This window comes from Planococcus sp. 1R117A, assembly GCF_051417975.1.
Classification (GTDB): domain Bacteria; phylum Bacillota; class Bacilli; order Bacillales_A; family Planococcaceae; genus Planococcus; species Planococcus shenhongbingii.
Genome location: NZ_JBPRLO010000001.1, coordinates 400,061 through 422,253 on the forward strand (window position 1 = coordinate 400,061; position 22,193 = coordinate 422,253).

The 22,193-nt window shown below is 44.4% G+C and carries 24 protein-coding genes; 12 read left to right on the forward strand and 12 right to left on the reverse strand.

All coding sequences use genetic code 11. The features are described from left to right. Both speE and ACSFXN_RS01740 read right to left on the reverse strand, forming a co-directional pair. Complete coding sequence (gene speE / locus ACSFXN_RS01735; RefSeq protein WP_437148477.1) at positions 1–834, reverse strand: spermidine synthase; 834 nt, start codon at positions 832–834, stop codon at positions 1–3. 612 nt (positions 835–1,446) lie between these two features. Next, on the reverse strand, positions 1,447–1,962 hold the full coding sequence (locus ACSFXN_RS01740) for a YwhD family protein (protein WP_437148478.1): 516 nt from the start codon (positions 1,960–1,962) through the stop codon (positions 1,447–1,449). Positions 1,963–2,023: 61 nt separating this feature from the next. Here ACSFXN_RS01740 and ACSFXN_RS01745 point away from each other — a divergent pair, with 61 nt between their 5' ends. Continuing rightward, the gene (locus tag ACSFXN_RS01745) at positions 2,024–2,209 is read left to right on the forward strand and encodes a 2-hydroxymuconate tautomerase (RefSeq protein WP_052650641.1); all 186 of its coding nucleotides are present in this window, start codon (positions 2,024–2,026) and stop codon (positions 2,207–2,209) included. Positions 2,210–2,242: 33 nt separating this feature from the next. Here ACSFXN_RS01745 and ACSFXN_RS01750 read toward each other — a convergent pair whose 3' ends face one another. The 3 genes from ACSFXN_RS01750 to ACSFXN_RS01760 are packed head-to-tail and all read right to left on the reverse strand — an operon-like array spanning position 2,243 to position 4,933. Beyond that, on the reverse strand, positions 2,243–2,752 hold the full coding sequence (locus ACSFXN_RS01750; protein WP_437148479.1) for a YwgA family protein: 510 nt from the start codon (positions 2,750–2,752) through the stop codon (positions 2,243–2,245). After that, positions 2,753–4,057, reverse strand: coding sequence for an HD domain-containing protein (locus tag ACSFXN_RS01755; RefSeq protein ID WP_300990164.1), 1,305 nt, complete (start codon positions 4,055–4,057; stop codon positions 2,753–2,755). A gap of 54 nt (positions 4,058–4,111) precedes the next feature. Then, positions 4,112–4,933 carry a lipoate--protein ligase family protein gene (locus ACSFXN_RS01760; RefSeq protein ID WP_437148481.1) on the reverse strand — a complete coding sequence of 274 codons (822 nt, stop codon included), beginning with the start codon at positions 4,931–4,933 and terminating at the stop codon, positions 4,112–4,114. Between the two features lie 172 nt (positions 4,934–5,105). Between ACSFXN_RS01760 and hemQ the strand changes: the two genes are divergently transcribed. Then, positions 5,106–5,855 carry a hydrogen peroxide-dependent heme synthase gene (gene hemQ / locus ACSFXN_RS01765; RefSeq protein WP_437148483.1) on the forward strand — a complete coding sequence of 250 codons (750 nt, stop codon included), beginning with the start codon at positions 5,106–5,108 and terminating at the stop codon, positions 5,853–5,855. A gap of 296 nt (positions 5,856–6,151) precedes the next feature. Next, complete coding sequence (locus ACSFXN_RS01770) at positions 6,152–7,168, forward strand: beta-carotene 15,15'-monooxygenase (protein WP_437148484.1); 1,017 nt, start codon at positions 6,152–6,154, stop codon at positions 7,166–7,168. A gap of 72 nt (positions 7,169–7,240) precedes the next feature. Here the strand turns inward: ACSFXN_RS01770 and ACSFXN_RS01775 are convergent, their stop codons facing one another. From ACSFXN_RS01775 to ACSFXN_RS01790, 4 genes are read right to left on the reverse strand one after another with little or no spacing between them, the layout of a single operon-like run. Then, the gene (locus ACSFXN_RS01775; RefSeq protein ID WP_301855295.1) at positions 7,241–7,618 is read right to left on the reverse strand and encodes a DUF423 domain-containing protein; all 378 of its coding nucleotides are present in this window, start codon (positions 7,616–7,618) and stop codon (positions 7,241–7,243) included. 18 nt (positions 7,619–7,636) lie between these two features. Then, positions 7,637–7,897 carry a YwdI family protein gene (locus ACSFXN_RS01780; RefSeq protein WP_300990169.1) on the reverse strand — a complete coding sequence of 87 codons (261 nt, stop codon included), beginning with the start codon at positions 7,895–7,897 and terminating at the stop codon, positions 7,637–7,639. Between the two features lie 58 nt (positions 7,898–7,955). After that, complete coding sequence (locus tag ACSFXN_RS01785; RefSeq protein WP_437148487.1) at positions 7,956–8,630, reverse strand: uracil-DNA glycosylase; 675 nt, start codon at positions 8,628–8,630, stop codon at positions 7,956–7,958. Positions 8,631–8,642: 12 nt separating this feature from the next. After that, positions 8,643–9,362, reverse strand: a complete 720-nt coding sequence (locus ACSFXN_RS01790; RefSeq protein ID WP_437148489.1) for a DUF4230 domain-containing protein — start codon at positions 9,360–9,362, stop codon at positions 8,643–8,645. A gap of 70 nt (positions 9,363–9,432) precedes the next feature. Between ACSFXN_RS01790 and ACSFXN_RS01795 the strand changes: the two genes are divergently transcribed. The 5 genes from ACSFXN_RS01795 (at position 9,433) to ACSFXN_RS01815 (ending at position 13,414) form a co-directional block, all read left to right on the forward strand. Then, complete coding sequence (locus ACSFXN_RS01795) at positions 9,433–9,687, forward strand: hypothetical protein (protein WP_437148491.1); 255 nt, start codon at positions 9,433–9,435, stop codon at positions 9,685–9,687. Positions 9,688–9,746: 59 nt separating this feature from the next. Beyond that, on the forward strand, positions 9,747–10,580 hold the full coding sequence (gene pdxK, locus ACSFXN_RS01800) for a pyridoxine/pyridoxal/pyridoxamine kinase (protein WP_437148493.1): 834 nt from the start codon (positions 9,747–9,749) through the stop codon (positions 10,578–10,580). A 266-nt stretch (positions 10,581–10,846) separates the two neighbouring features. Continuing rightward, positions 10,847–11,197, forward strand: coding sequence for a YojF family protein (locus ACSFXN_RS01805; RefSeq protein WP_437148494.1), 351 nt, complete (start codon positions 10,847–10,849; stop codon positions 11,195–11,197). Between the two features lie 13 nt (positions 11,198–11,210). After that, on the forward strand, positions 11,211–11,900 hold the full coding sequence (bshB2, locus tag ACSFXN_RS01810) for a bacillithiol biosynthesis deacetylase BshB2 (RefSeq protein WP_437148496.1): 690 nt from the start codon (positions 11,211–11,213) through the stop codon (positions 11,898–11,900). 158 nt (positions 11,901–12,058) lie between these two features. Further along, complete coding sequence (locus tag ACSFXN_RS01815) at positions 12,059–13,414, forward strand: YjiH family protein (RefSeq protein WP_437148498.1); 1,356 nt, start codon at positions 12,059–12,061, stop codon at positions 13,412–13,414. A gap of 121 nt (positions 13,415–13,535) precedes the next feature. Here the strand turns inward: ACSFXN_RS01815 and ACSFXN_RS01820 are convergent, their stop codons facing one another. Next, positions 13,536–14,480, reverse strand: a complete 945-nt coding sequence (locus ACSFXN_RS01820) for an L-threonine 3-dehydrogenase (RefSeq protein WP_437148500.1) — start codon at positions 14,478–14,480, stop codon at positions 13,536–13,538. 392 nt (positions 14,481–14,872) lie between these two features. On the opposite strand from ACSFXN_RS01820, the gene ACSFXN_RS01825 reads away from it, so the two are divergent. The 4 genes from ACSFXN_RS01825 to ACSFXN_RS01840 all read left to right on the forward strand — a co-directional run bounded on the left by ACSFXN_RS01825 (position 14,873) and on the right by ACSFXN_RS01840 (position 18,504). Then, positions 14,873–15,700, forward strand: a complete 828-nt coding sequence (locus ACSFXN_RS01825) for an amino acid ABC transporter substrate-binding protein (RefSeq protein WP_437148502.1) — start codon at positions 14,873–14,875, stop codon at positions 15,698–15,700. Beyond that, positions 15,687–16,388 (forward strand): amino acid ABC transporter permease, encoded by a 702-nt coding sequence (locus ACSFXN_RS01830; RefSeq protein WP_300990179.1) that lies wholly within the window; start codon positions 15,687–15,689, stop codon positions 16,386–16,388. The genes ACSFXN_RS01825 and ACSFXN_RS01830 overlap by 14 nt, the downstream gene beginning before the upstream one ends. A 35-nt stretch (positions 16,389–16,423) precedes the next feature. Further along, the gene (locus ACSFXN_RS01835; protein WP_437148504.1) at positions 16,424–17,173 is read left to right on the forward strand and encodes an amino acid ABC transporter ATP-binding protein; all 750 of its coding nucleotides are present in this window, start codon (positions 16,424–16,426) and stop codon (positions 17,171–17,173) included. A 155-nt stretch (positions 17,174–17,328) separates the two neighbouring features. Continuing rightward, positions 17,329–18,504 carry a M20 metallopeptidase family protein gene (locus tag ACSFXN_RS01840; RefSeq protein ID WP_437148506.1) on the forward strand — a complete coding sequence of 392 codons (1,176 nt, stop codon included), beginning with the start codon at positions 17,329–17,331 and terminating at the stop codon, positions 18,502–18,504. Between the two features lie 184 nt (positions 18,505–18,688). On the opposite strand, the gene ACSFXN_RS01845 is transcribed toward ACSFXN_RS01840, so the two are convergent. Together ACSFXN_RS01845 and ACSFXN_RS01850 are read right to left on the reverse strand one after the other, a co-directional pair. Then, a complete protein-coding gene (locus tag ACSFXN_RS01845; RefSeq protein WP_437148508.1) occupies positions 18,689–19,879 on the reverse strand; it encodes a glycine C-acetyltransferase in 1,191 nt (396 codons plus the stop codon). Between the two features lie 93 nt (positions 19,880–19,972). Next, entirely contained in the window at positions 19,973–22,075 is a 2,103-nt protein-coding gene (locus ACSFXN_RS01850; RefSeq protein WP_437148510.1) for a peptidase M6, read from the reverse strand. Between the last annotated feature and the right edge of the window lie 118 nt (positions 22,076–22,193).

Here is a 22,193-nt window from a genome sequence, read left to right on the forward strand (position 1 = left end):
TTATTCGCCTGCCATATCTTTCACGAATTTTGGCAATACGAATGCTGCATTGTGCAATTCTTTCGTATAATACTTAGTTTCGATATCATGGAAACGCTCAGCCGGCACTTCCAATGGATTGTATTTTTTCGAACCGATTGTGAATGCCCACAGACCGCTCGGGTAAGTCGGGATATTCGCCAAATACAATTTCGTGATCGGGAAAATTTCCTTTACATCTTTTTGCACTTGTTCGATCAAGTCTGCTTTGAACCAAGGGTTGTCAGACTGTGCGACGAAAATGCCGTCTTCTTTCAATGCACGTGAAATTCCTGCGTAAAAGCCTTTAGTGAACAAGTTTACTGCCGGGCCCACTGGTTCAGTTGAATCAACCATGATGACATCGTATTTGTTTTCGGACTCCGCAATGTGCATAAAGCCGTCTCCGACAATCACTTCAACACGTGCATCTTCAAGGCCTGATGCGATTGAAGGCAAGAATTTTTTCGAGTACTCGATCACTTTGCCGTCAATATCGACAAGCGTCGCTTTTTTAACAGAAGGATGCTTGAGCACTTCACGGATCACTCCGCCGTCTCCGCCGCCAACAACCAGAACGTTCTCTGGATTAGGATGAGTAAACAATGGAACGTGCGCCACCATTTCATGATAAACGAATTCATCTTTTTCAGACGTCATAACCATGCCGTCAAGGAAGAGCATATTGCCCCATTCAGCCGTTTCTGCCATCTCCAAGTATTGGAAATCCGTTTGTTCGGTGTGAAGCGTTTTATTGATTTTCATCGTAATCCCGAAGTTCTCGGTTTGTTTTTCTGTATACCAAAATCCTGCCATCTATAATCAAACTCCTTTTCCCGTCATTTTAAAACTACTTAAAAAAGTATAATTCTTTTTAATGAAAGTGCAATAAATTTTTCGCGCTTTAAAGGTCCGTAGGGTCTCCGCTTTTCCAGCGGAAGACCACGGGCCTTAAAAGCCCGATTGGATCAACTAGCAATCAGGGAGGTACAACTTCCCTGATTGAGTTTCTCTTTATCGCGCTTTAAAGGTCCGTAGGGTCTCCGTTTTTCGAGCGGAAGACCACGGGCCTTAAAAGCCCGATTGGATCAACTAGCAATCAGGGACATACAACTTCCCTAATTGAGTTTCTCTATGCATAGTCCTCTTTACCCGATGCAGTTCTTAATATGCCCGAAATAAAAAGGTTTTCTGTACTGGGAATCTTTCCCTTCACAGAAAACCCTTTTATCCTGATAGCACGGAGAAAGAGACATGAGGCATTGGGCTTGGGTTTTCTCACAATGGCTCACGGCACTTTCCCGCATTTCAGGTGTCCTAGCTTTCTATTTAAAAGCTGTATTTATAGTTTACTTCCTTTTTTGGACAACTTCAACCGCCTGTCGAAAGCATTTCCAAATGTCACAAATCGTACAAATCCTATTTTTATTATACATCCAGCCCTTGACGAAGTTGTTCAGTACTGCGTTCCCACAATTCGAGATTGTGTTTTTTCAAGTATTCTGCCAAAACCCGTTTAGAAGCTTCATCCATATGCTCAATGATGATTTTCCGTTTCATCGATTTGTCCATTAAATTGACGTGGTCAGCTAAAATTTTATAACCTCGGCGTTTTTCGCGGTTAACGACCATTTCGCAAGCCGTTACTCCAGCGTAATAAGGGCCTTGCGGATTGAAATCGATGGTAACCCACACCAGCCAATACGGTTTGCCTCCGGCTGAATCTTCCCGGTTCACAGTAAATTTAATGCCGCGTTCCACTTCGCTGCGTGCATGCATCGCGCCAATGTCAACAAATGCTTCGCCTTCTTCTATGTCAATAAAAAGCGGAGATACGTTTTCTAAAGACAGTGAACCTATGCCATAGCCTTTATGGCCGTCTGTCGGAGCGTTCTTGATGATCGTGAATCCCACTTTTTGTTTTGGTTTTTCTTCATTTGCCATGTGTACATTCCTCCCGTTCTGATATGATTGATGTATCTTTAAAAAAGGAGCTGTAACTATTATGCCATACGTAACTGTCAAAATGCTCGAAGGCCGCACAGAAGATCAAAAGCGTGCATTGGTCGAGAAAGTAACTGAAGCGGTATCCGAAACCACTGGTGCTCCAGTTGAAAACGTAGTCGTCTTCATTGAAGATATGAAGAAAACGGACTACGGCGTTAAAGGAAAGTTATTTAGTGACATCTAAGTTTTAAAAACCAGCTAATACATAAAAACTCCCTTAAGGGAGTTTTTTCAATTGGCCCAATTCGTCAATAAACCCGAACGCCTCTTCTATTTCGACTGCAGTAAAGTTCAACTTCGCTTTCACAATATGAAGCTTTTCAATTTGTTCAGCTCGTTCTAGATGATCAAAATATAGAAGAGTAGCGGTCAGTTCCAAAAAACGGCCGCTTTTTTCCTTTAGTCGAGCAGCAACTTCGGGATTCTCCAGCACCGATTCTTTCAAGGTACTCCGGAAATCTTTTCCTTCCTGGGTTACATTGTACTTGTATCGCACATAAGATCCTTTGTCTTCCAGTTCTTCTGCCAAGAAGCCCATATCGCATAATTCTTCAATGCGGGCCGTCAACTCCTCAGAATAGGGACCATAAATATGGAATTCATATTTCTCTTGAAACGGCAAACCTATCTTTTTTAAAATATAAATCATTTTCTGTAATTTCTTGCGTCCGGTGATCCCTTCCGCTGTGGCGATGAAATCCACAATTTTTGCGTGTTCCTGGAGCAACTATACCCCTCCTTTTCTAAGCATTTCCAGTATCTTCTGTTTGGCAGCTTTCTTTTTGCCATCTATTAATAATTCCGCCGGGAAATACAATTTATAATCTGTTCTTCGTTTGCCTGAGATTGCATCAACAATCTGTGACTGACGGGATAATTCCTTGATTTCACCTGTAGGCATCAGCAAATGGATCGGCAAACGTTCTTCTTCTTCGCCAGGGCGGTAAAAATCATATGGCAAATCGGATGTAGAATCATCAACCAAATAATATTCCGGGTCGATACCCGCATCCTCGAACAATTGAGCAAGCTCCCCAAGTTTCCGGTAATCTTTGCCCGGATCAAAATCCACATATTGAAACAGACGACGATTGACAAACCGGTCACTCAAATCCGAAAGAATCGGATCACGCTCTGTCATCCATAGCTGGAAATAAGTCATCAAGACTCCTTCGTCAAGCGCTAAATAATCTTTCAACTCAAAAGTACGATTGAAAAATGCCATGAAATGCGTCGGCGGCTGCTTGAATTTATAGCCGTTCTCACTCAGCTGTTTGGCACGCTGCAAAATTTTCCGCAGAATCACTTCAGCACTGCGGGCTACCGGATGGAAATAAACCTGCCAGTACATTTGGTAGCGGCTCATGATGTAATCTTCAACTGCGTGCATGCCGCTTGACTTGATCACTACTTGATCATCCAACGGACGCATGACACGAAGAATTCGCTCCATATCAAAATGGCCGTACGAAACACCGGTATAATAGGCATCGCGCTGCAAATAATCCATGCGGTCTGCATCAATTTGGCTTGATATCAAAGAAACGACTTGTTTATTGGCATATGTCTTGGCTATTACTTCCGCCACTTTCTTCGGAAAGTCTTCGCCAACTTTTAACAGGATCTGGTTGACTTCTGTATCGCCAAGCAAAATTTCCCGTGTAAATTCTTCGTGGTCGACATGGAACACTTTTTCAAATGAATGGGAAAAAGGCCCATGGCCCAGATCGTGAAGAAGCGCAGCGCATAACACCACTAGCCGTTCGTCTTCATCCCATTCGGGCCGTCCATGGAAAATATCATCTGAAATTCTTCGGACGATTTCGTAGACGCCAAGCGAATGGCTAAAGCGGCTGTGTTCAGCTCCGTGAAATACTAAATAAGAGGTGCCAAGCTGTTTGATGCGCCGAAGACGCTGGAATTCACGTGAATTCACCAGGTCCCAAATCACTTGGTCGCGCACATGTATGTATCGGTGAACCGGATCTTTGAAAACTTTTTCTTCAGCTAATTTCTGTGTCGCATAGCTCACGGGCGCACCTCCAATTTTTCTGCGTAACAAGTATTCTACACCAGCTCAGATACCTCATTCAAGAGGTGCCGGCAGCATTTTCCGGTTGCGTTCGACAACGCGGTTCAAATAAAATCCGTAAAGCTCTGTCTCTTCAGGCATCAGCGGCTGCGGTGATGGCATGCCGATCAATTCGTACAAATTCAGCACAACTTCCTGTACTGTGATTTCTTTGCCGAGCAGTTCGCTGAGCGACGCCATCACTTCGGGTTTTATTTCCGGGTAGGTGAATTTCGTCTGTTCTCCGCTGAGCCCGGCTTCGTAAAACCCGCGGATCAGTTCAGCCCGCTGTGCACCCGCCCCTTCTACGCACAGGTAAACCTGAACCGCAATACCGCGGCGGATGCGGCGCTGGGAAATGCCGGCAAATTTCCTGCCGCCGATGCTCAAATCGTATGACCCTGGACAATAAGAGCCAACAATTTCGTAAGCCTCAACCGGCGCTTCCGGAAATAATGCCTGCACCAGTTCAAGCATCATGTCGTACCCTGCTGAAATATCGATGGCTTGTTCTTTTTCTGAAATTACCAGCGAAATATTCAAAACTCCCGCATCGAGCACGACAGCGAGTCCTCCGGAATTCCGGACAATCGGCGCATAGCCGTGCGCTTTTAAATAATCCATACCCGCTTCGATGTTCGGCAAACGGTGGTCCTGTATTCCGAGTACGACTGTATCGTCGTGTACCCATGTCCGGATGGTCGATGGACTTTTTCCGGATCCGACCAGTTCGCATAATGTATCATCCGCAGCAAAGGATTCCAGTGCGGAACGGTTTTTGGCGCTCAAGGATTGATCCCAGAAACGCCATTTGGTTTGTTCTGAAAATAACGGCATATTAATTCTCCTCATCAGGCTATAGCTTGTCTTTAGTTTACCCGACTCATGCCCCGCTGAAAAGGCACTTCAGGCATGACGAATTGGTGACAGGCATTTGTTTTTCAGGAACTTACATGACCAATGTGATAAACTGATTTTGTGAGATTTAGATAAAAGGAGTGTTTAGATAATGAATGAAGCAGCGATTACATTAGACGGCTGGTACGTCCTTCATGATTTCCGTTCGATGGACTGGGTTTCATGGAAAATGCTGACGGATGAAGAACGCCAATTCGCGATTGACGAATTCCAGGCATTTATGGACAAAATCAACCAAGCCGATGAAAATAAAACAGGTGCACACGCATTGTATTCAATCGTTGGCCAAAAAGCCGACTTGATGCTAATGTTATTGCGCGAAACAATGGATGAATTGCGTGAGCTTGAAACGGAATACAATAAGCTGACATTGATCGCTTATACAGTTCCTACGTATTCGTATGTATCGGTTGTTGAACTTTCCAATTACCTCTCTGGAAAATCAGACGAAGATCCATACCAAAACGCTCACGTACGTGCACGTTTGTATCCTGAACTTCAACGTTTACAGTACATCTGCTTCTACCCGATGGATAAACGCCGTGAAGGCGACGACAACTGGTACATGCTGCCAATGGACACTCGCAAAGAATTGATGCTGTCCCACGGCAAAATCGGCCGCAGCTATGCAGGCAAAGTAAAACAGATCATTTCAGGATCTGTCGGCTTTGATGACTACGAATGGGGCGTTACTTTGTTCGCAGACGACGTTCTTCAGTTCAAAAAATTGATCTACGAAATGCGTTTTGACGAAGTCAGCGCACGTTACGCAGAATTTGGTTCATTCTACGTCGGCACACGCCTGGACGCAGAACGTACAGCGAAATTCCTGCAAGTATAAGATTAAAAACCGCCCCCGGGCGGTTTTTTTGTTTTATGCGGAGTGCTTTTAGCCGTTTTTATTGCCTCAATGAGCAATTGGACGGGTTTACTGTCCGTTTTAAGGCAAATACTGTCCGGAAATGGTGAAATACTGTCCGCAGACGGGATTTACTGTCCGGAACACAAATTCCCACCGCTTTCACATATGTTATGCGGAGAAAGCGACTCTCCTCGAAACTTTCAGAATTTCGCCACGAATTACGTTTCAATTCCAATATATTCCACGGTATACTAAAAGAAAAACGGGGTGTTTGTATGCTTGTGATGCGCCAGAACAGTTTTGCCAAATGGTCTCTCGTTTTGCTGCTGCTTGTAATGACTAGCAATTTCCTGTTATACCGCTCGCCTCTTTCCTCACTCGTCATTCCTGAAGAAACCTTCTGGGTCGTCACCGGGTCGCTGATCGACTTTGCCTTTGTGGCACCGCTTTTAATGCTCGCTTCTTTTCGTTTGTCATTCAAGCATTTTGTCGGCTTTGTCGCTGGAGGATTTGTACTCGCCCGCTTCATTATCCCTTCCCTTTATTTTGAACCGTTCACTTTTCTGTTTTACATAGGGATTGGCTTGGAAGCAGTGGTTTTATTCGCAGAACTCGCTTTTCTTGGGCTGCTTCTTTACCACATTCCGGCCATTGTCCGCGCCATCAAAGAAAAGGCAGAAAGCCCATTATTCACTTTGCTGCCTACTACCTATGAACGAATCAAACCCAATCCGCTCGTTACCGTAATCTTATCGGAATCGCTCATCTTCTATTACGCGTTCTGTTCTTGGAAAAAGAAACCAACAGAAGGTCCCAATCTGATCTCACTCCATAAGAACTCAAGCACCATGGCCTTTTACATCATGCTGATTCATGCGATTGTCATTGAGACGATTGGGCTCCATTGGTGGCTGCATGATAAATCACTTGTACTGTCAATTGTGCTTCTTGTCTTGAACATTTATTCTGTCGTGTATTTCATCGGTGAAATCCAGGCGCTGCGCTTGAATCCGCTGAAAATTACAGGCAAAAAACTGTACGTATCGTTAGGCTTAAGCAAACGCATGACTGTTCCGCTTGAAGCCATTGCCCAATTGCATTGGGGTGCCAAAGCCGGTAAAGAGACCCTTTCCTTTATTGCAAAGGACTTTGCGGAACCGGAACCACAAGTGATCATCGAATTTAAAGAACCACAGGAAGCGGTGTTATTCTTCGGGCGCACCAAAAAGGTTTCCCGCATTGCGTTAACGGTGGACCATCCTGCAAAATTAAAAGAGTTGCTTGAACAATGATAAAAACACATATATTTCCCGGGAAATATAATAAAAGAAGGCCGGCGCTTAGGCGCTGGCCTTCTTAATGTTTTACAAAGCTTTTGATGCTGCAACGATCAACATGATCCAGCCAACAATAAATGCTACTCCACCGATTGGTGTTACAGCCCCTAAAATACTGATGCCAGTCAAACTTAAAACATACAGACTTCCGGAGAAAATGATGATTCCGGCCAGCATTAAGTATCCTGCCCAAGACAAGGAACCGAGCGTACCGATCAATGACGAGCTCATCAGAATTCCTACAACCATCAAACCGACTGCATGGAACATCTGATACTGGACAGCCGTCTGCCAGGTATCTAAATATTTATCCGCAACGCGTCCTTCTAACATATGTGCACCGAAAGCACCGAGAGCTACGGATAATAAAGCATTAACCGCTCCGGCTATCAAGAAAAACTTCATTTCTATTCCTCTTTCCGATTAAAATTCAAACAGTGAATCACCGTTTGCGCCGTCTTCTTCCTGCAGTTTGCTGGCTGAAGAAACCGGCTGTATCTGAGGGGAGGCGAGTGGAATTGCACGCGGTGTGCTGTCTTTTTGCAGTTGGTCATCTTCCAATAAAAGATCACAAAGAGCCCGTACCGCAGCGATGGACTCGCGCATTTTTGCCGGATCGCCTTTCCGTGCTTGCGCAGTGTGCTTTTCGATTTCATTCAAAATGCGTGCTGCATCGATTGCCATGCAAAATCCCCCTTTCCGTTTACATTCTCATTTATTTTATCATGCCTGCCGGCAGGCGTCAGGCTAAACAGAAATCAATCGGCTCGTCGCCTTGCTTTTGTAACAGTTCGTTCACTTTTGAATAAGGCCGGCTGCCGAAAAATCCTCGGCTGGCACTTAATGGGCTTGGATGCGGGGCTTCAATAATGGAATGGCGCTCCAAATCGATGAGCGGCTTTTTCTGCTGCGCCGGCCGGCCCCATAATACAAAAATCACCGGCTTTTCACGGGCTGACAATTTCCGGATCACTTCATCGGTAAAGATTTCCCATCCTTGATTGCGATGGGAATTGGCTTGTCCAGCCCGCACCGTCAATACCGTATTAAGCATCATGACGCCTTGGTCGGCCCATTTTGTCAGCGTTCCGTCTTTCGGTTTTTCACATCCAAGATCATCGTTCAATTCCTTCAGCATATTGCGCAAACTTGGCGGATGCGGCATACCGGGCTGAACGGAAAAACTCAAGCCATGTGCCTGGTTTGGCCCGTGATAAGGATCCTGCCCAAGAATGACGACTTTGACATCTTTATAAGGCGTATGTTTGAACGCATTCCAAATGTTTTCTTTTGCAGGATACACGGTTTCGTTGGCGTATTCCTCTTTCAAAAATTCGCGCAGCTTCAAGTAATACGGCTTACTGAATTCTTCCCCGACTATTTCCTGCCAGTCATTTTGAAATATTTCCTTCGGCATACACATCGCTCCTTATTCTTTAAATTCGACTTTTACATCATAATCTACCAGCTTGAACATTTCCTGCACCGAACGGGCCGCATTTTCTTCAGCCGTCTCAAGGACACCTTGCCCCTTTGTCTCTTCCAGCATCAGTTTTTGTGCTTCTTCTGCCAGTTCATATGCTTCCGATATATCAGCGCCGCTTCTGAATAATCCTTCATAAGAATACACTTCCACTTGATCCATAAATATTTCCGGACCGCCTAAGAAATCGGCTTTCGGGAGTGTCAGCGTGGCAGTTTTCGCTGCTTCGTCAAGTTCGATATCTTCTTCTGTCACTTCGGAAAAGTCAATGCCGGCTTTAACCGATCCCGGGATGACAACCAGCAATTGGCGTTTTGTGCCGGGCAAGTCCAGGCCGATTTCCTGTCCAAATACGGCATTGTCCTGCCGTTCAATAATGACTTTCGAAAAAGCCTCAGCCGTCGCCAGCTCGTTGAGATCCTGGATCTGTTCCAAGAATGCGCCTTTGTCTTCAGTGAATGTGCTGCCTTTGATCATCCAGAACGTCCCGAGCGGCAATGCAACAAGAAGCAATAACAATATGACGATTAACACAAGGAACGAATTGCGCCAAACGCTCATCATCACTTTAAATGTTTTCCAGAAGCCGGATTCTTTTGTATCTTCTTTCCCTTTTACTTCATTCAATAAGCGTTCAATCTCTGTCAATTTTGGATCTTTCGCCATTTACAAACCCTCTTTCTTTTATTCATTTCACCATAGCCCCATGTTAGGATGGAATAAAGGAGCGATGATGATGGCCGATTTTCGTGAAAAAATAAAAACCATCTCTTCAACCAACGGATCGAGTGCGCCGGAAAATGCCAAGCGGCTTGGCATGGGTTGCTTAATGGTTGCACTACTGGCTGTTTCCATATTAACATTTTTTCTAGCCATCGGTCTTTTCATAAGCGGCAGTTGGATGATAGCTTCAGTTATCTTGCTGTTCTTTCTCATAAGCACGGCGATGGCCGTCCTTCTGTTATTCCCGTCAAAGTTTGATTCATTGTAAATGTTCCGATTTTTGTTAAAATAAAGTGATGAAAATAATATATTAAAGGAGTTTTAACGATGACATTGAAAAAGACCTTAACAATCGCAGGATCAGATACATCCGGCGGAGCTGGTATACAAGCAGATTTAAAGACTTTCCAAGAACATGGAACTTACGGCATGAATGCTTTAACAGTCATCGTGACAATGGATCCTGAAAACGGCTGGAGCCATGGCATCCATCCAATTCCTGTCGAGACGGTTCACGCACAATTGCAGACTGCTTTTTCAACAGGAGTGGATGCTTTGAAAACAGGCATGCTGCCAACAGTCGATATCATAGAAATGGCTGGCAAAGCGATTAAAAAGTCCGGATTGGAAGAAGTTGTCATCGATCCGGTAATGGCATGTAAAGGGGAAGATGAAGTATTGTTCCCGGAAAACGTTGATGCCATGATCAAGCACCTATTGCCGGTCGCAAAAGTCGTGACTCCGAACTTAGTCGAAGCAGGACAGCTTTCAGGTCTTGGCACACTTCGTACAGTAGAGGATTTAAAAGCGGCAGCTGAAAAAATCCATGCGCATGGCGCTCAATATGTTGTGATCAAAGGCGGCAAACAGCTTCAGCATGAAAAAGCGGCTGATTTGCTGTACGACGGCAAAACGCATTATCTTTTGACAGCTGATAAAACGGATACCACTTATAACCACGGTGCCGGCTGCACATTCGCTGCAGCCATTACAGCCAATTTGGCGAACGGGCAATCCGTAAACGATGCTGTCCTTAACGCAAAAACATTTGTGTCTGCAGCTATCCAGTACGGCTGGAAACTAAACCAGTACGTTGGACCAGTGATGCACGGCGCTGCCAATAAATTCGAAAAACCTGAAGTTCAAGTAACGGAAGTTTAATCTATGTAAAAGAGGACGCTGAGGCGCCCTCTTTTTTTATTGTTCCATTGCTATGGACTTGAATTGCCGTGATTTCAAAGCCAGGCATCTTAAACCTTCATGCTGCCATAGAAATAAACCCAATAGCCTTCAATCTATTTTAAGTTGTTTGAATATTCCCTTTTTACACAGCGGCATTATTACGCTTTCCTTAAAGCATCCTAATCGCATTCTTGACTAATATTCCCTATACTAAAGGAATACGGATTGGCTGAGGAGTGAATAAGATGGAAATAGTAGAAGTGAAAAAACTGCAAGTAGAACTCGATGCATTTGCGAACAGGGATGTTTACCTGCATTTAGAAACAACAAACGGCTCTTATGCCACTCATTTTAACGAAGGTTTTTTCAATGCCGGAGCGTTTATCCGCAACGTCGTGATTAACTATGAACTGGGAAAAGTGGTCGGCGAAAGCCCTCATCGCGTCGGATTGAAATTGCCGCATGGCTGGGTTTACGCACAAGGCATTACCCATTATGAACTGGATGAGCAAGGAAGGCTCTTGCTTGCAGGACATGATGGCACAGGAAAATTGGCGGTAGCGCTGCAAATCAGCGAAACACCGTTCAGTTACTAAGGGGGAACTACAGATGACAATTCCAAAAGAACGGCATGTGCTGGTCGTCTTCCCTCACCCGGATGATGAAGCGTTCGGTGTTTCAGGAACGATTGCCACGCATATTAAACAAGGAACTCCAGTTACATACGCTTGTCTGACGCTAGGTGAAATGGGCCGGAATTTAGGAAATCCGCCATTCGCTACAAGGGAATCACTTCCACAGATCCGAAAAAAAGAGCTGCTGGCTTCTGCAGAAGCTATGGGATTGACCGATTTGCGGATGATGGGGCTGCGAGATAAGACAGTCGAATTTGAAGACGACGAAAAAATGGTCGGCATGATGGCTGATTTGATCACCGAACTGAACCCTTCACTGGTTATCACATTTTACCCTGATCTTTCAGTGCATCCTGACCACGAAGCAACGGCACGGGCAGTTGTCCGCGCCGTTCGCCGCATGAAAGACCGGCCAAAACTTCATTGTGTGGCATTTGCCAACAACACATTGGACGTGCTTGGAGAACCGGATATTATTTATGATATTTCAGCGGTGCGTGATCAGAAGATGAATGCCATGAAAGCCCATATTTCCCAGACTGCCTGGATGCTCGAAGAAATGGAGCATAAACTTGCTCAAGGCGATGCGGAAACTGAAAATTGGCTGACTAAAGAACGTTTTTATAATTACCGCTGGAATCAAGACTTTGAAGACTCCTTTTAGGTTAAAACACCCCTATTTTCTTTTTAGAAAATAGGGGTGTTTTTTCTGTCCTTTTTCAGATAATATAAACATTGGTTATAAAGCATTTTATAGGGGAAAAATGCTGTATAATTACTATTCATCACGTGTTTTCATGCACAAGGAAAAGGGGTTTATTCGTGAAAAAATTTACAGTTTCGACCTGGCTATTGTTTTTGATTCCATCTATTCTGGGCGTGTTTTTGTTTATCGTGCCGGTACCAACAGATGAGGGCTGGGTTGTACCAATTGCTTTGCTGGCCAACTGGATGGCCGGTAAAATCGAGTCGATTTCACCATGGATCATGCTTGTCATCCTGCTGATTGCCGCCATCGGCTCAATATTCAGCATCACTAGAAAAGTAAATGAGCACCATACAGTCTCATTCTTTGATAGATTATTCAATGTCAATTTGTTTTGGACCATTGTCCGCATCATAGGAGCTGTTTTTGCCGTAATGGTTTTGTTCCAAGTCGGACCGGAAGCAGTTTGGAGCGCCGATACGGGAGGACTATTGCTGTCCCCTGAAGGGCTATTGTCATTCCTCTTTACAATTTTCCTGTTTGCCGGGTTGTTTTTACCGCTTCTGATGAACTTTGGCCTTCTGGAACTATTCGGGACCATGATGGTGAAAATCATGCGTCCACTGTTCCGTTTGCCTGGCCGCTCATCGATTGATGCCCTTGCATCATGGGTAGGAGATGGAACCATCGGCGTTCTTTTGACCAACACGCAGTATATCCAAAATAAGTATACGCAGCGTGAAGCGGCGATTATCGGAACTACTTTCTCCGTTGTTTCAATTACATTTGCCATTGTCGTTATTCAACAAGTCGGCCTTGGACAATACTTCCTGCCGTATTACGGAACTGTAGTGTTGACAGGCATTGTGCTGGCGCTTATCATGCCGCGTATTTATCCGTTAGCTCAAAAGCCGACGACGTTCATGAACGGCAAATCGCAAGATGCTATGTCTGAAAAAGTGCCGGAAGGATATAACGTCGTTTCCCACGGTGTTGAAAATGCTTTATCTAAAGCAGATGAAAACAAGTCAGTTGGCGAATTCTTCAAAGATGGCTTTAAAAACGTCTTGGATATGTGGATTGGCGTAGCGCCGGTCGTTATGGCGTTCGGTACAGTCGCTTTGATGCTCGCTACATACACACCAATCTTCAAAATTCTTGGAGCACCATTTGAACCGTACTTGAATTTATTGGGTGTACCGGAAGCAGAAGAAGCTGCACAATTGATGGTAGTCGGATTCGCCGATATGTTCTTGCCAGCCATACTTGCTGAAAGTATGATCGAATCGGAATTGACGCTTTTCGTAGTCGCTACGATGTCCGTCACCCAATTGATTTATATGTCGGAAGTCGGCGGTTTGCTGCTTGGCTCTAGAATTCCGGTTAACATTCTGGATTTGGTTGTCATTTTCTTGCTCCGCACAGTCATTGCCCTGCCGATTGTTGCGGGAATTGGACATCTATTGTTTTAATTTAATCTAAAGGCCATTCGCATTTGCGGATGGCCTTTTTTGCTGCTTCAATCGCTAGGTTTTCAAGGCGTTTAATTGAAAATAAAAAAGAGAAACGATGCCAAATCGTTTCTCCTTTAAACTAGGCGTGAATCAGTTTTTTTTTCAATTTCTCCAGCATATCAGCAGTCATTGCATCCAAATCATAGGTAGCTTTAAAGCCCCATTCCTTTTCTGCAGCTGAAGCATCGATATTGTCAGGCCAGCTGTCAGCAATTGCTTGTCTGACTGGATCAACTTCGTAAGACATTTTGAAGTCAGGAATACGCTTGCGGATAGATGCCGCAATTTCTTCCGGTTCAAAACTCATGGCTGTAACATTAAAGGCATTGCGATGTTCCAATTTTGATGGATCTGCTTCCATTAAATCAACAATCGATTGAAGCGCATCCGGCATGTACATCATATCCATATATGTTCCTTTATCGATATATGACGTATAGCTTTGCTGTTCAACCGCTTTGTAATAGATGTCCACTGCGTAATCAGTCGTTCCTCCGCCCGGCTGTGCCACATACGAGACCAAGCCTGGAAAACGGACTCCGCGAGTATCCAAGCCGAATTTGTGGAAATAATAATCGCATAGCAATTCACCAGACACCTTATTGACGCCATACATCGTTGTCGGGCGCTGCAGCGTGTCCTGCGGCGTATTTTTTTTAGGAGTAGATGGACCGAATGCGCCGATTGAACTTGGTGTAAAAAATTGCAGATCCAGTTCACGAGAAGCTTCAAGCGCATTGACCAGTCCACCCATATTCAAGTTCCACGCAAGCAATGGTTTTTCTTCAGCTGTCGCTGACAGCAAAGCTGCCATATGCATCATGGTATCCGCTCCGAAATCCTTTGCTAACTCATACATCTTTTGTCCATCTGTCACATCAAGCAACTCGAATGGTCCCTCGCTGCCAGCTGCTGGCCGGATATCAGTTGCCAGTACATTGTCTATCCCGTATATTCCGCGCAATTTCTCCACCAGTTCAGAACCGATCTGCCCCAGTGCCCCAGTAATCATAATTCGCTTCATTTTATAATCTCCCTTCACGTAAAACAAATGTCCTCTGCATAAATACATTCTTATCTATGAATTCATTGTCTCTTTAAGCTTTATCCTGTTGCCATTATAAATTGTTCTCTTTAAAAATACAATAACTTTCAAAATATCCGTCAATGAAAAAGCTGAAACTATTAATTTGAACGTCTGCTACCTTGGTGCTATAATGATACAGTTCTATATAAGTACTGCATTTGTAAATTTGATAAGCACCTTTCGCTTTGTAAACCAAGTATCCCACTATGTTTTGTTACCATAGTTTCTTTTTCACTAAAAAAGGGTATAAAAGGCGGTACGGTACTGTATTTTTTTAGAATGCAAATGCACTTATCAATAAAAAATTAAAGAAATTGAGGGGATTATTTATGAAGAAGTTTAGTTTTATGCTCTTATTGTTAGCGGCCATGTTTTTGTTGGCAGCATGCGGCGGAGGCTCTCCGGAAGAAGATCCAACAACGGATGACGCAACTGGTTCTGGAAGTTCTGAAGAAGATGTCTTGGCCAAAGTCCAAGAAGAAGGCACGTTGCGTGTGGGTACGGAAGGAACTTACCCTCCTTTCACTTTCCATGACGATTCCGGTAAATTGACTGGCTTTGACGTAGAAATTGCGCAAGAAATCGGAAAGCGTTTAGGTGTGGAAGTTGAATTTCTGGAAACTCAATGGGATGCCATGTTTGCAGGTTTAGATGCTGGGCGCTTTGACATGGTGGCAAACCAAGTCGGCATCAATCCTGAACGCCAGGAAAGCTATGATTTCTCAGATCCATATATCACTTCTACAGCTACATTAGTAGTATCAAAAGACAATGAAGACATCAAAAGTTTCGAAGATTTAGAAGGAAAATTATCTGCCCAGTCTTTAACAAGCAATTATGCAGAAACTGCACGTTCTTTTGGAGCCGAAATCGAAGGTGTTGAAGGTTTTAACCAGGCAATCGAATTATTGAATTCCGGACGCGTGGATGCGACAGTGAATGATAACTTAACGGTTCTGGACTTTTTGAAACAGCGCCCAGATGCCAATATCAAAGTTGTTGATGAAGCATCTGATGTAGCTCAAAGTGGGCTATTATTCCGTAAAGGAAGCGGCGCTATCGTTGAAGAAGTCAATACTGCTTTAGCTGAAATGATTGAAGACGGCACTTACGATAAAATTTCTGAAAAATGGTTCGGCGAAAATGTACTTGAATAGTATTTTCTCCAACCCTGTTCGACTGGAACGGCTCACGGAAATTTCACAGTCAGCCTGGCTTCCTTTATTAGAAGGCTTGATTCAATACACCATACCTTTGACACTGATTTCATTTGTATTGGGACTGATTTTAGCAGTATTGACTGCTTTAGCCCGTATCTCGACCGTTAAAATCCTGCAGTATATTGCCCGGGTTTATGTATCGATTATCCGTGGCACACCCTTATTGGTTCAGCTTTTCATTTTATTCTACGGACTGCCGACAGTCGGGATTGTCATTGATCCATTCCCGGCAGCCGTCCTCGGTTTTTCATTGAATGTCGGGGCTTATGCCTCTGAAGTAATCCGCGCTTCCATCCTTTCCATACCTAAAGGACAATGGGAGGCAGCCAATACAATCGGAATGACTTACGTGCAGTCGCTTCGCCGCATCGTCTTGCCGCAGGCAGCACGGGTATCTGTTCCGCCGCTTTCGAATACATTTATCAGTTTAGTTAAAGATACTTCGTTGGCGTCGCTCATTCTCGTTACAGAGATGTTCCGCATTGCTCAGCAAATTGCCGCTACAAACTATGAGTTTTTATTGTTATACGCCCAAGCAGCACTTATTTACTGGGTCGTCTGTTTCTTATTGTCAATCGGACAGGGCAGACTGGAACATCGTTTTGACCGTTATGTATCCCGATAATACAGGCATTCAAAGACTGCAGTAAGGAGAGAAATATGATTTCCATTAAAAATCTACACAAAAAGTTCGGCAATCTTGAAGTGCTGAAAGGCATCGATTTAGATGTCCAAAAAGGACAGGCAATTGTCGTCATTGGCCCTTCTGGATCTGGTAAAACAACTTTCCTGAGATGCTTGAATATTCTAGAGGTGCCTAATGCCGGAACGGTCACTATCGATGGACAAACCGCTGATTTTTCGAAACCTTTTTCTAAAAAGCAAATCACCGCTTTCCGGAAACAATCAGCGATGGTTTTTCAGCATTATAATTTATTTCCTCATATGACAGCGATTGAAAACGTCATGGAAGGTCCAGTCATTGTACAAAAACTTGATAAAGCGGTTGCCCGAAAAAAAGCCGAAGAAATTTTAACAAAAGTCGGACTCGCAGATAAAATGGATTATTACCCTTTCCAATTGTCCGGCGGGCAGCAACAGCGCGTCGGCATCGCCCGTGCGCTTGCTCTGGAACCGAAAGTCATGCTTTTCGATGAACCAACTTCAGCATTGGATCCGGAACTTGTCGGTGAAGTGCTGCAAGTTATGAAGGACTTGGCTTCTGAAGGAATGACCATGGTTGTCGTGACGCATGAAATGCGCTTTGCAAAAGGTGTTGCGGATGAAGTCCTCTTTATGGACGCCGGAAAGATTGTAGAACGCGGCAGACCGGAAGACATTTTCAACAACCCTCAAGAAGAACGCACACAGCAATTTTTGAACTTGATTGAAAAAACAGATGTGATTTAACCTCGCGCTGCCGAATTGGGCAGCGCATTTTTTTATGCTCTTTGAATAAGTATTCTTAAAACGTGTTGTTTATACGTTCTTTATTGCTTCCCTCTTTTCGCTGAATGTATACTGATTATAAGTTCATATTTCAAACCATGAGGAGAATCAATCCTATGCAATCAGCTGTAATGAAAAAGATTGAATCGTTATATGAGGAAATGGTGGAAACACGCCGCCACTTGCATATGCATCCTGAATTATCCCATCAGGAAGTCGAAACGCCTGCTTTTATTGCAGAGCGCTTGGAAGAAATGGGCGTCGAAGTTCGGCGCGGCGTTGGCGGACGTGGTGTAGTCGGTTATATCCGTGGCGGAAAGCCTGGCAAGACAATCGCTTTCCGGGCCGATTTTGATGGGCTGCCAATCGATGATAAAAAAGATGTTTCTTATAAATCCAGAGTTCCCGGCGTTATGCACGCATGCGGGCATGACGGCCACACTGCAGGGCTTTTAGGTTTTGCAAAAGCAATGGCCTCGATAAAAGACGAGCTTCCCGGAACGATTGTGCTGATCTATCAATTTGGTGAAGAACTGCCTCCTGGAGGAGCACGCGGCATGATTGAAGATGGCTGTTTAGACGGCGTCGACTTGATTTTCGGTGCTCATATTCAAAGCATGATGGAGAATGGGCGCGTCTTTGTGCGGGATGGCTATTTGCAGGCCGCTGAGGATGCCTTCAAGATCATCGTCAAAGGATACGGCACGCATGGCGCAGAACCGCATACAGGCACCGATCCGATCTTGGCAGCGAGTCATATTATGATTGCCCTTCAATCGATTGTCAGCCGCAATGCAGACCCGCTGAAGGAACTTGTCGTCTCCATCGGCAAATTCCATGCCGGTGATGCAGACAATGTGATTCCGAGTGAAGCGGTTATGGAAGGCACGATCCGTGTATTTGATCCGGTGCTGCGCAAGCTGGCCAATGAACGCGTTGCAGCCATTGCAGAAAACGTAGCGCGTGCAATGGGAGCAACAGCTGAAGTTGTGATCGAAACAGGCTATGACGCTCTGTGGAACCATCCGGACGCAATGGATATCGTGCGACGAGCAGCAGGCAAAACCGTCGGTGCGGAACGTGTCATCGATATCGATCCAATTATGCCGGTTGAAGACTTTGCCTATTATACGCAAGTAAAACCAGGCGCTTACTTTTTTGTCGGAGCAAAAATGGCTGCTGACAGTTTGAGTTATCCGCATCATCATGAAAATTTCGATTTTAATGAACAAGCGATGATGATTGCAGCAAAAGTATTTGCGGCGACTTATTTTAAAGCGCAAGGATTATAAATTAGTTGAAGCGGGCACATGTTGTGTCCGCTTTTTTGCTGCAGAATCGTATTTTTACGGTTATTGGTCGTATTTTTGTCACTGCTGGTCGTATTTTCTGCTTAACTGGTCGTATTTTCATCGCTACTGGTCGTATTCCGGCAAATTAAATAAAAAACCCGCCATCTTGGCGGGTTTTCGCTTTTTACTTGATAACGCCTAATTCTTTGCCGACTCTTGCATACACTTCAATCGCATTGTCGAGCATTTCTTTTGTGTGCGCCGCTGTAGGCATGTTGCGAACGCGTCCAGTGCCTTTAGGAACCGTCGGGAATACGATTGATTTTGCATAAACACCTTCATCGAATAAACGCTTAGAAAACTCTTGCGTCAATTTCTCGTCGCCGATGATGCAAGGAGTGATTGGTGTTTCAGAATCACCAATATTGAATCCAAGCTCTTTCAAGCCTTTTTTCAAATAGTCGCCGTTGTTCCAAAGCTTGTCATGCAGCTCAGTTGAGTCAATGATCATTTGCAGCGCTGAAATGATTGCGGCAACGTCGCCTGGAGTCACCGCTGTTGAGAACAAGAACGGACGTGAACGGACTTTCAGCCAGTCGATCAAATTCTTTTTGCCAGCTACATAACCGCCGACAACGCCAACCGCTTTCGACAATGTACCCATTTGCATATCAATTTCTTTTTCAAGCCCGAAATGCTTCACGGTGCCTTTCCCTTTGCCGGTTACGCCAGATCCATGTGCGTCGTCTACGTAAGTAATCAAATCGAATTCTTTCGCGATTTCCACAATCTCCGGAAGTTTCGCAATGTCGCCGTCCATCGAGAACACGCCGTCCGTAATGACCATGACTTTATTGTAGAGGCCGGATTCTGTCGCTTCTTTCGCTTTCGCACGCAAGTCTTCCATGTCCGAGTGCTTGAATGCGATGATTTTCGCTTTTGACAAACGGCAGCCATCAATGATGGAAGCGTGGTTCAACTGATCGGATAAAATGGCATCGTTTTTATCCATAACTGCAGAAATCGCTGCCATATTGCAATTAAATCCGGACTGGTAGGAAATCGCTGCTTCTGTGCCTTTAAATTCAGCCAGTTTTTCTTCCAGTTTCACGTGAATGTCAAGAGTTCCGTTAATTGAGCGGACTGCTCCTGCTCCAACGCCATATTTATCAATCGCGTCTTTCGCAATTTGTTTCAAGTCTTCGTTTGTTGCAAGCCCCAGATAATTGTTTGAAGACAAATTGATCAATTCTTTGCCGCGCACTTTGATGATTGCACCATTTGGCCCTTCTACCGGATCGATTTCGTTATATAAGCCTTGCTCTTTCAATTCGCTCAAATTCTCTTCTAAAAACGCATCCAATTTTTTTGACAATGTCCTCTTCCTTTCGAAACCAATTTCACTTTCCATCTTATCACAACGCAAAATTTTCCCAAAAGAAAAAGCGGACCGGGGTCCGCTTTCCTCTTATTTCTTGTTGCTGTTGCCTTTTGCTTTGTTCGGATTGTCTTTTTTGTACAGCACTTCATAAGTGAAGTCCTGTGCTTCTTTTTGGTTTGGAGCTGCTGCAAAAGAAGTGATCATCTTAACATTGCCTTCACGAAGGACTTGCTGAAGATCTAATGCTTCTTTATTCGTCACATTAAACGGATCTACGTGGAAGACGCGTTCTTGCCCATTTTTCTTCGTTTGGATGAATGTAGTCGTGAAATCAACGTATTCACCTTTCAATTGACCAAGGGATTTGAACGGTTCAGTTGAAGTGCCGTCAGCTGAGAAGTCTCCCAGTTGAACGTTTTTGATAAACCATCCCTTGTCGTTATAACCCCAGTCCGTCATATTGCGGAATGATACCAGTACTTCTTGGCCGGCATATGCAGACAAGTCGAATGTTTCAGTTGACCAGTTTAGTTTATGGCCTGTAAATCCAGGAACGTTTGCTTTGATTGTCGGATGTCCTTCAGCTACTACATCACTGCGTGTATTTTCATTTTCCAATGAAGTCCACGTTTCGCCCTTATCTGTAGAAACTTGCACAGCTGCGAAATCCCATTGTTCTTCAATATCGTAATAATGGTCAAAGGTCAGTTTTGCATCTGCCGCCGGAACTGTTGCTCCAAAGATCAATGCCTGGTCGGATTCGTCGCCGTTGTTGGCATGCAATACTTGAACTCCAGATCCTGCTGGGTCAGCCACTGTTCCCCATTGAAGCGGAATAAACTCTGCCCCGTCGAATTTCATGCCACGCACATCTTTGCCGAAGTTGAATTCTTTAAAGTCGCCACCCCATGCCGGCACTCCTGCTTTTTCAAATGTTTTCGCTTTTTCAAAATCGACAGTTTTCCCGCGGACTGCTCCTGTTGTGCCAACCGGAAGTTTGCGAAGGTCGATGCTGTCGATGTCGAATTGCTTGCCGGCTTTCGGGTTGTCCAGAGTCAGAGCAGCCATGAAGTCCTGGTACACTTCAGCAAACGTTTTGTCTGAACCGTACTTTTGGAGCACTTCGTCCACACTTGGCATACCTTGGCTAGAGCCGTTTACTGCTAATTCACGGATAAACTCCTGGCCAAATTTGTCGTACATATACAAAGTGAATAAATACACTTGCCCATAATCAGCAATAGTTTCAGGACCTGTTTTGGCTGTCCCATGCTCATCCCAATTGACTAAAGAGTTTTCCGGATGATCCAGATAGAAGTTGATGGATCCGGCATCATGGCCATAGCCGCCTAGATATTCAGAGAACGTGGACATGCCCTCGTTCAGCCAAGTTTCTTCTGCAGGATCGTTATCCGCATGGATCAAATGCTGCAATTCATGGATTGTGGTGCCGAAGAATGTAGACTCCAAGCGTGTTTCCCAAGAGTTTGTATCGATTGTGATGATGTTGCGGTCTGTGTAATTTTCAAGCGTCTGCCAGAAGAAGCCAGCTACGAAGAACGGATAAGATGGATTGTCCCAGCCTTCATCCACTACGTTATCTACAAGCATGATGACTTTATCCGATCCTTCGTAATAGCCTTCCGGAAGGCCGACCATTTCTGGAAGCGGAGAATTCGAGCCATCCAGTTGATCCGGGGTTCCAAAGAAACTTGTCGCTTTTGGATAGATATTGCTGTCAAATTCATCACGAAGTTTATCTACTTGTGCTTGAGTTACGACGTCTGCTGGTTTCGGGTTCTTTGGTCCATAAGCTAAGTCGTTTGCTACCCAAATTTCGACATTGTCACCGACGCTGCGAAGTGTAAAGTCTTTAAATGACAAATTGCGGTTTAAGAATTTTTTTGTTCCGCCGTCATAAGTAAATGTGCTGTCAGCTTTTGTTTCAGTTTCAGGATTCTCCACTTCATCAGCTTGCGCTTTGATCTTTTTATCTGCTTCTTTTTTAAAGTTTTCGTCTTGAGACAGCTCGTTCAGCTTCTGGTCGATGTCGACCCGATCCCCGTACCTTTCGCTGTTCCATTCACTTGGTGCTGTTGTTGCTGCTTCTGCCGGTGATGCGGCTGGAGTCAATAAAGAAAGTGCCAATGCACTAGCTGAAATGACCGACGCCCATTTACTCATTTTCATGTCGTGTCCTCCTTGAATTGTCAGAATATTACTACTAGATAGATATTATCATGTTTGACTATTCAGAAGAATATGCTAAAAGATGTATTTCGAAAACCGAAATATAGTGTAATATTCA

Bases quoted from the DNA above. Each gene is read 5' to 3' on its own strand.
- speE (WP_437148477.1), bottom strand. From the start codon at position 834: ATGGCAGGATTTTGGTATACAGAAAAACAAACCGAGAACTTCGGGATT.
- ACSFXN_RS01740 (WP_437148478.1), bottom strand. From the start codon at position 1,962: ATGGCAAATGAAGAAAAACCAAAACAAAAAGTGGGATTCACGATCATC.
- ACSFXN_RS01745 (WP_052650641.1), top strand. From the start codon at position 2,024: ATGCCATACGTAACTGTCAAAATGCTCGAAGGCCGCACAGAAGATCAA.
- ACSFXN_RS01760 (WP_437148481.1), bottom strand. From the start codon at position 4,933: ATGCCGTTATTTTCAGAACAAACCAAATGGCGTTTCTGGGATCAATCC.
- hemQ (WP_437148483.1), top strand. From the start codon at position 5,106: ATGAATGAAGCAGCGATTACATTAGACGGCTGGTACGTCCTTCATGAT.
- ACSFXN_RS01770 (WP_437148484.1), top strand. From the start codon at position 6,152: ATGCTTGTGATGCGCCAGAACAGTTTTGCCAAATGGTCTCTCGTTTTG.
- ACSFXN_RS01775 (WP_301855295.1), bottom strand. From the start codon at position 7,618: ATGAAGTTTTTCTTGATAGCCGGAGCGGTTAATGCTTTATTATCCGTA.
- ACSFXN_RS01780 (WP_300990169.1), bottom strand. From the start codon at position 7,897: ATGGCAATCGATGCAGCACGCATTTTGAATGAAATCGAAAAGCACACT.
- ACSFXN_RS01785 (WP_437148487.1), bottom strand. From the start codon at position 8,630: ATGCCGAAGGAAATATTTCAAAATGACTGGCAGGAAATAGTCGGGGAA.
- ACSFXN_RS01790 (WP_437148489.1), bottom strand. From the start codon at position 9,362: ATGGCGAAAGATCCAAAATTGACAGAGATTGAACGCTTATTGAATGAA.
- ACSFXN_RS01795 (WP_437148491.1), top strand. From the start codon at position 9,433: ATGGCCGATTTTCGTGAAAAAATAAAAACCATCTCTTCAACCAACGGA.
- pdxK (WP_437148493.1), top strand. From the start codon at position 9,747: ATGACATTGAAAAAGACCTTAACAATCGCAGGATCAGATACATCCGGC.
- ACSFXN_RS01805 (WP_437148494.1), top strand. From the start codon at position 10,847: ATGGAAATAGTAGAAGTGAAAAAACTGCAAGTAGAACTCGATGCATTT.
- bshB2 (WP_437148496.1), top strand. From the start codon at position 11,211: ATGACAATTCCAAAAGAACGGCATGTGCTGGTCGTCTTCCCTCACCCG.
- ACSFXN_RS01820 (WP_437148500.1), bottom strand. From the start codon at position 14,480: ATGAAGCGAATTATGATTACTGGGGCACTGGGGCAGATCGGTTCTGAA.
- ACSFXN_RS01825 (WP_437148502.1), top strand. From the start codon at position 14,873: ATGAAGAAGTTTAGTTTTATGCTCTTATTGTTAGCGGCCATGTTTTTG.
- ACSFXN_RS01830 (WP_300990179.1), top strand. From the start codon at position 15,687: ATGTACTTGAATAGTATTTTCTCCAACCCTGTTCGACTGGAACGGCTC.
- ACSFXN_RS01835 (WP_437148504.1), top strand. From the start codon at position 16,424: ATGATTTCCATTAAAAATCTACACAAAAAGTTCGGCAATCTTGAAGTG.
- ACSFXN_RS01840 (WP_437148506.1), top strand. From the start codon at position 17,329: ATGCAATCAGCTGTAATGAAAAAGATTGAATCGTTATATGAGGAAATG.
- ACSFXN_RS01850 (WP_437148510.1), bottom strand. From the start codon at position 22,075: ATGAAAATGAGTAAATGGGCGTCGGTCATTTCAGCTAGTGCATTGGCA.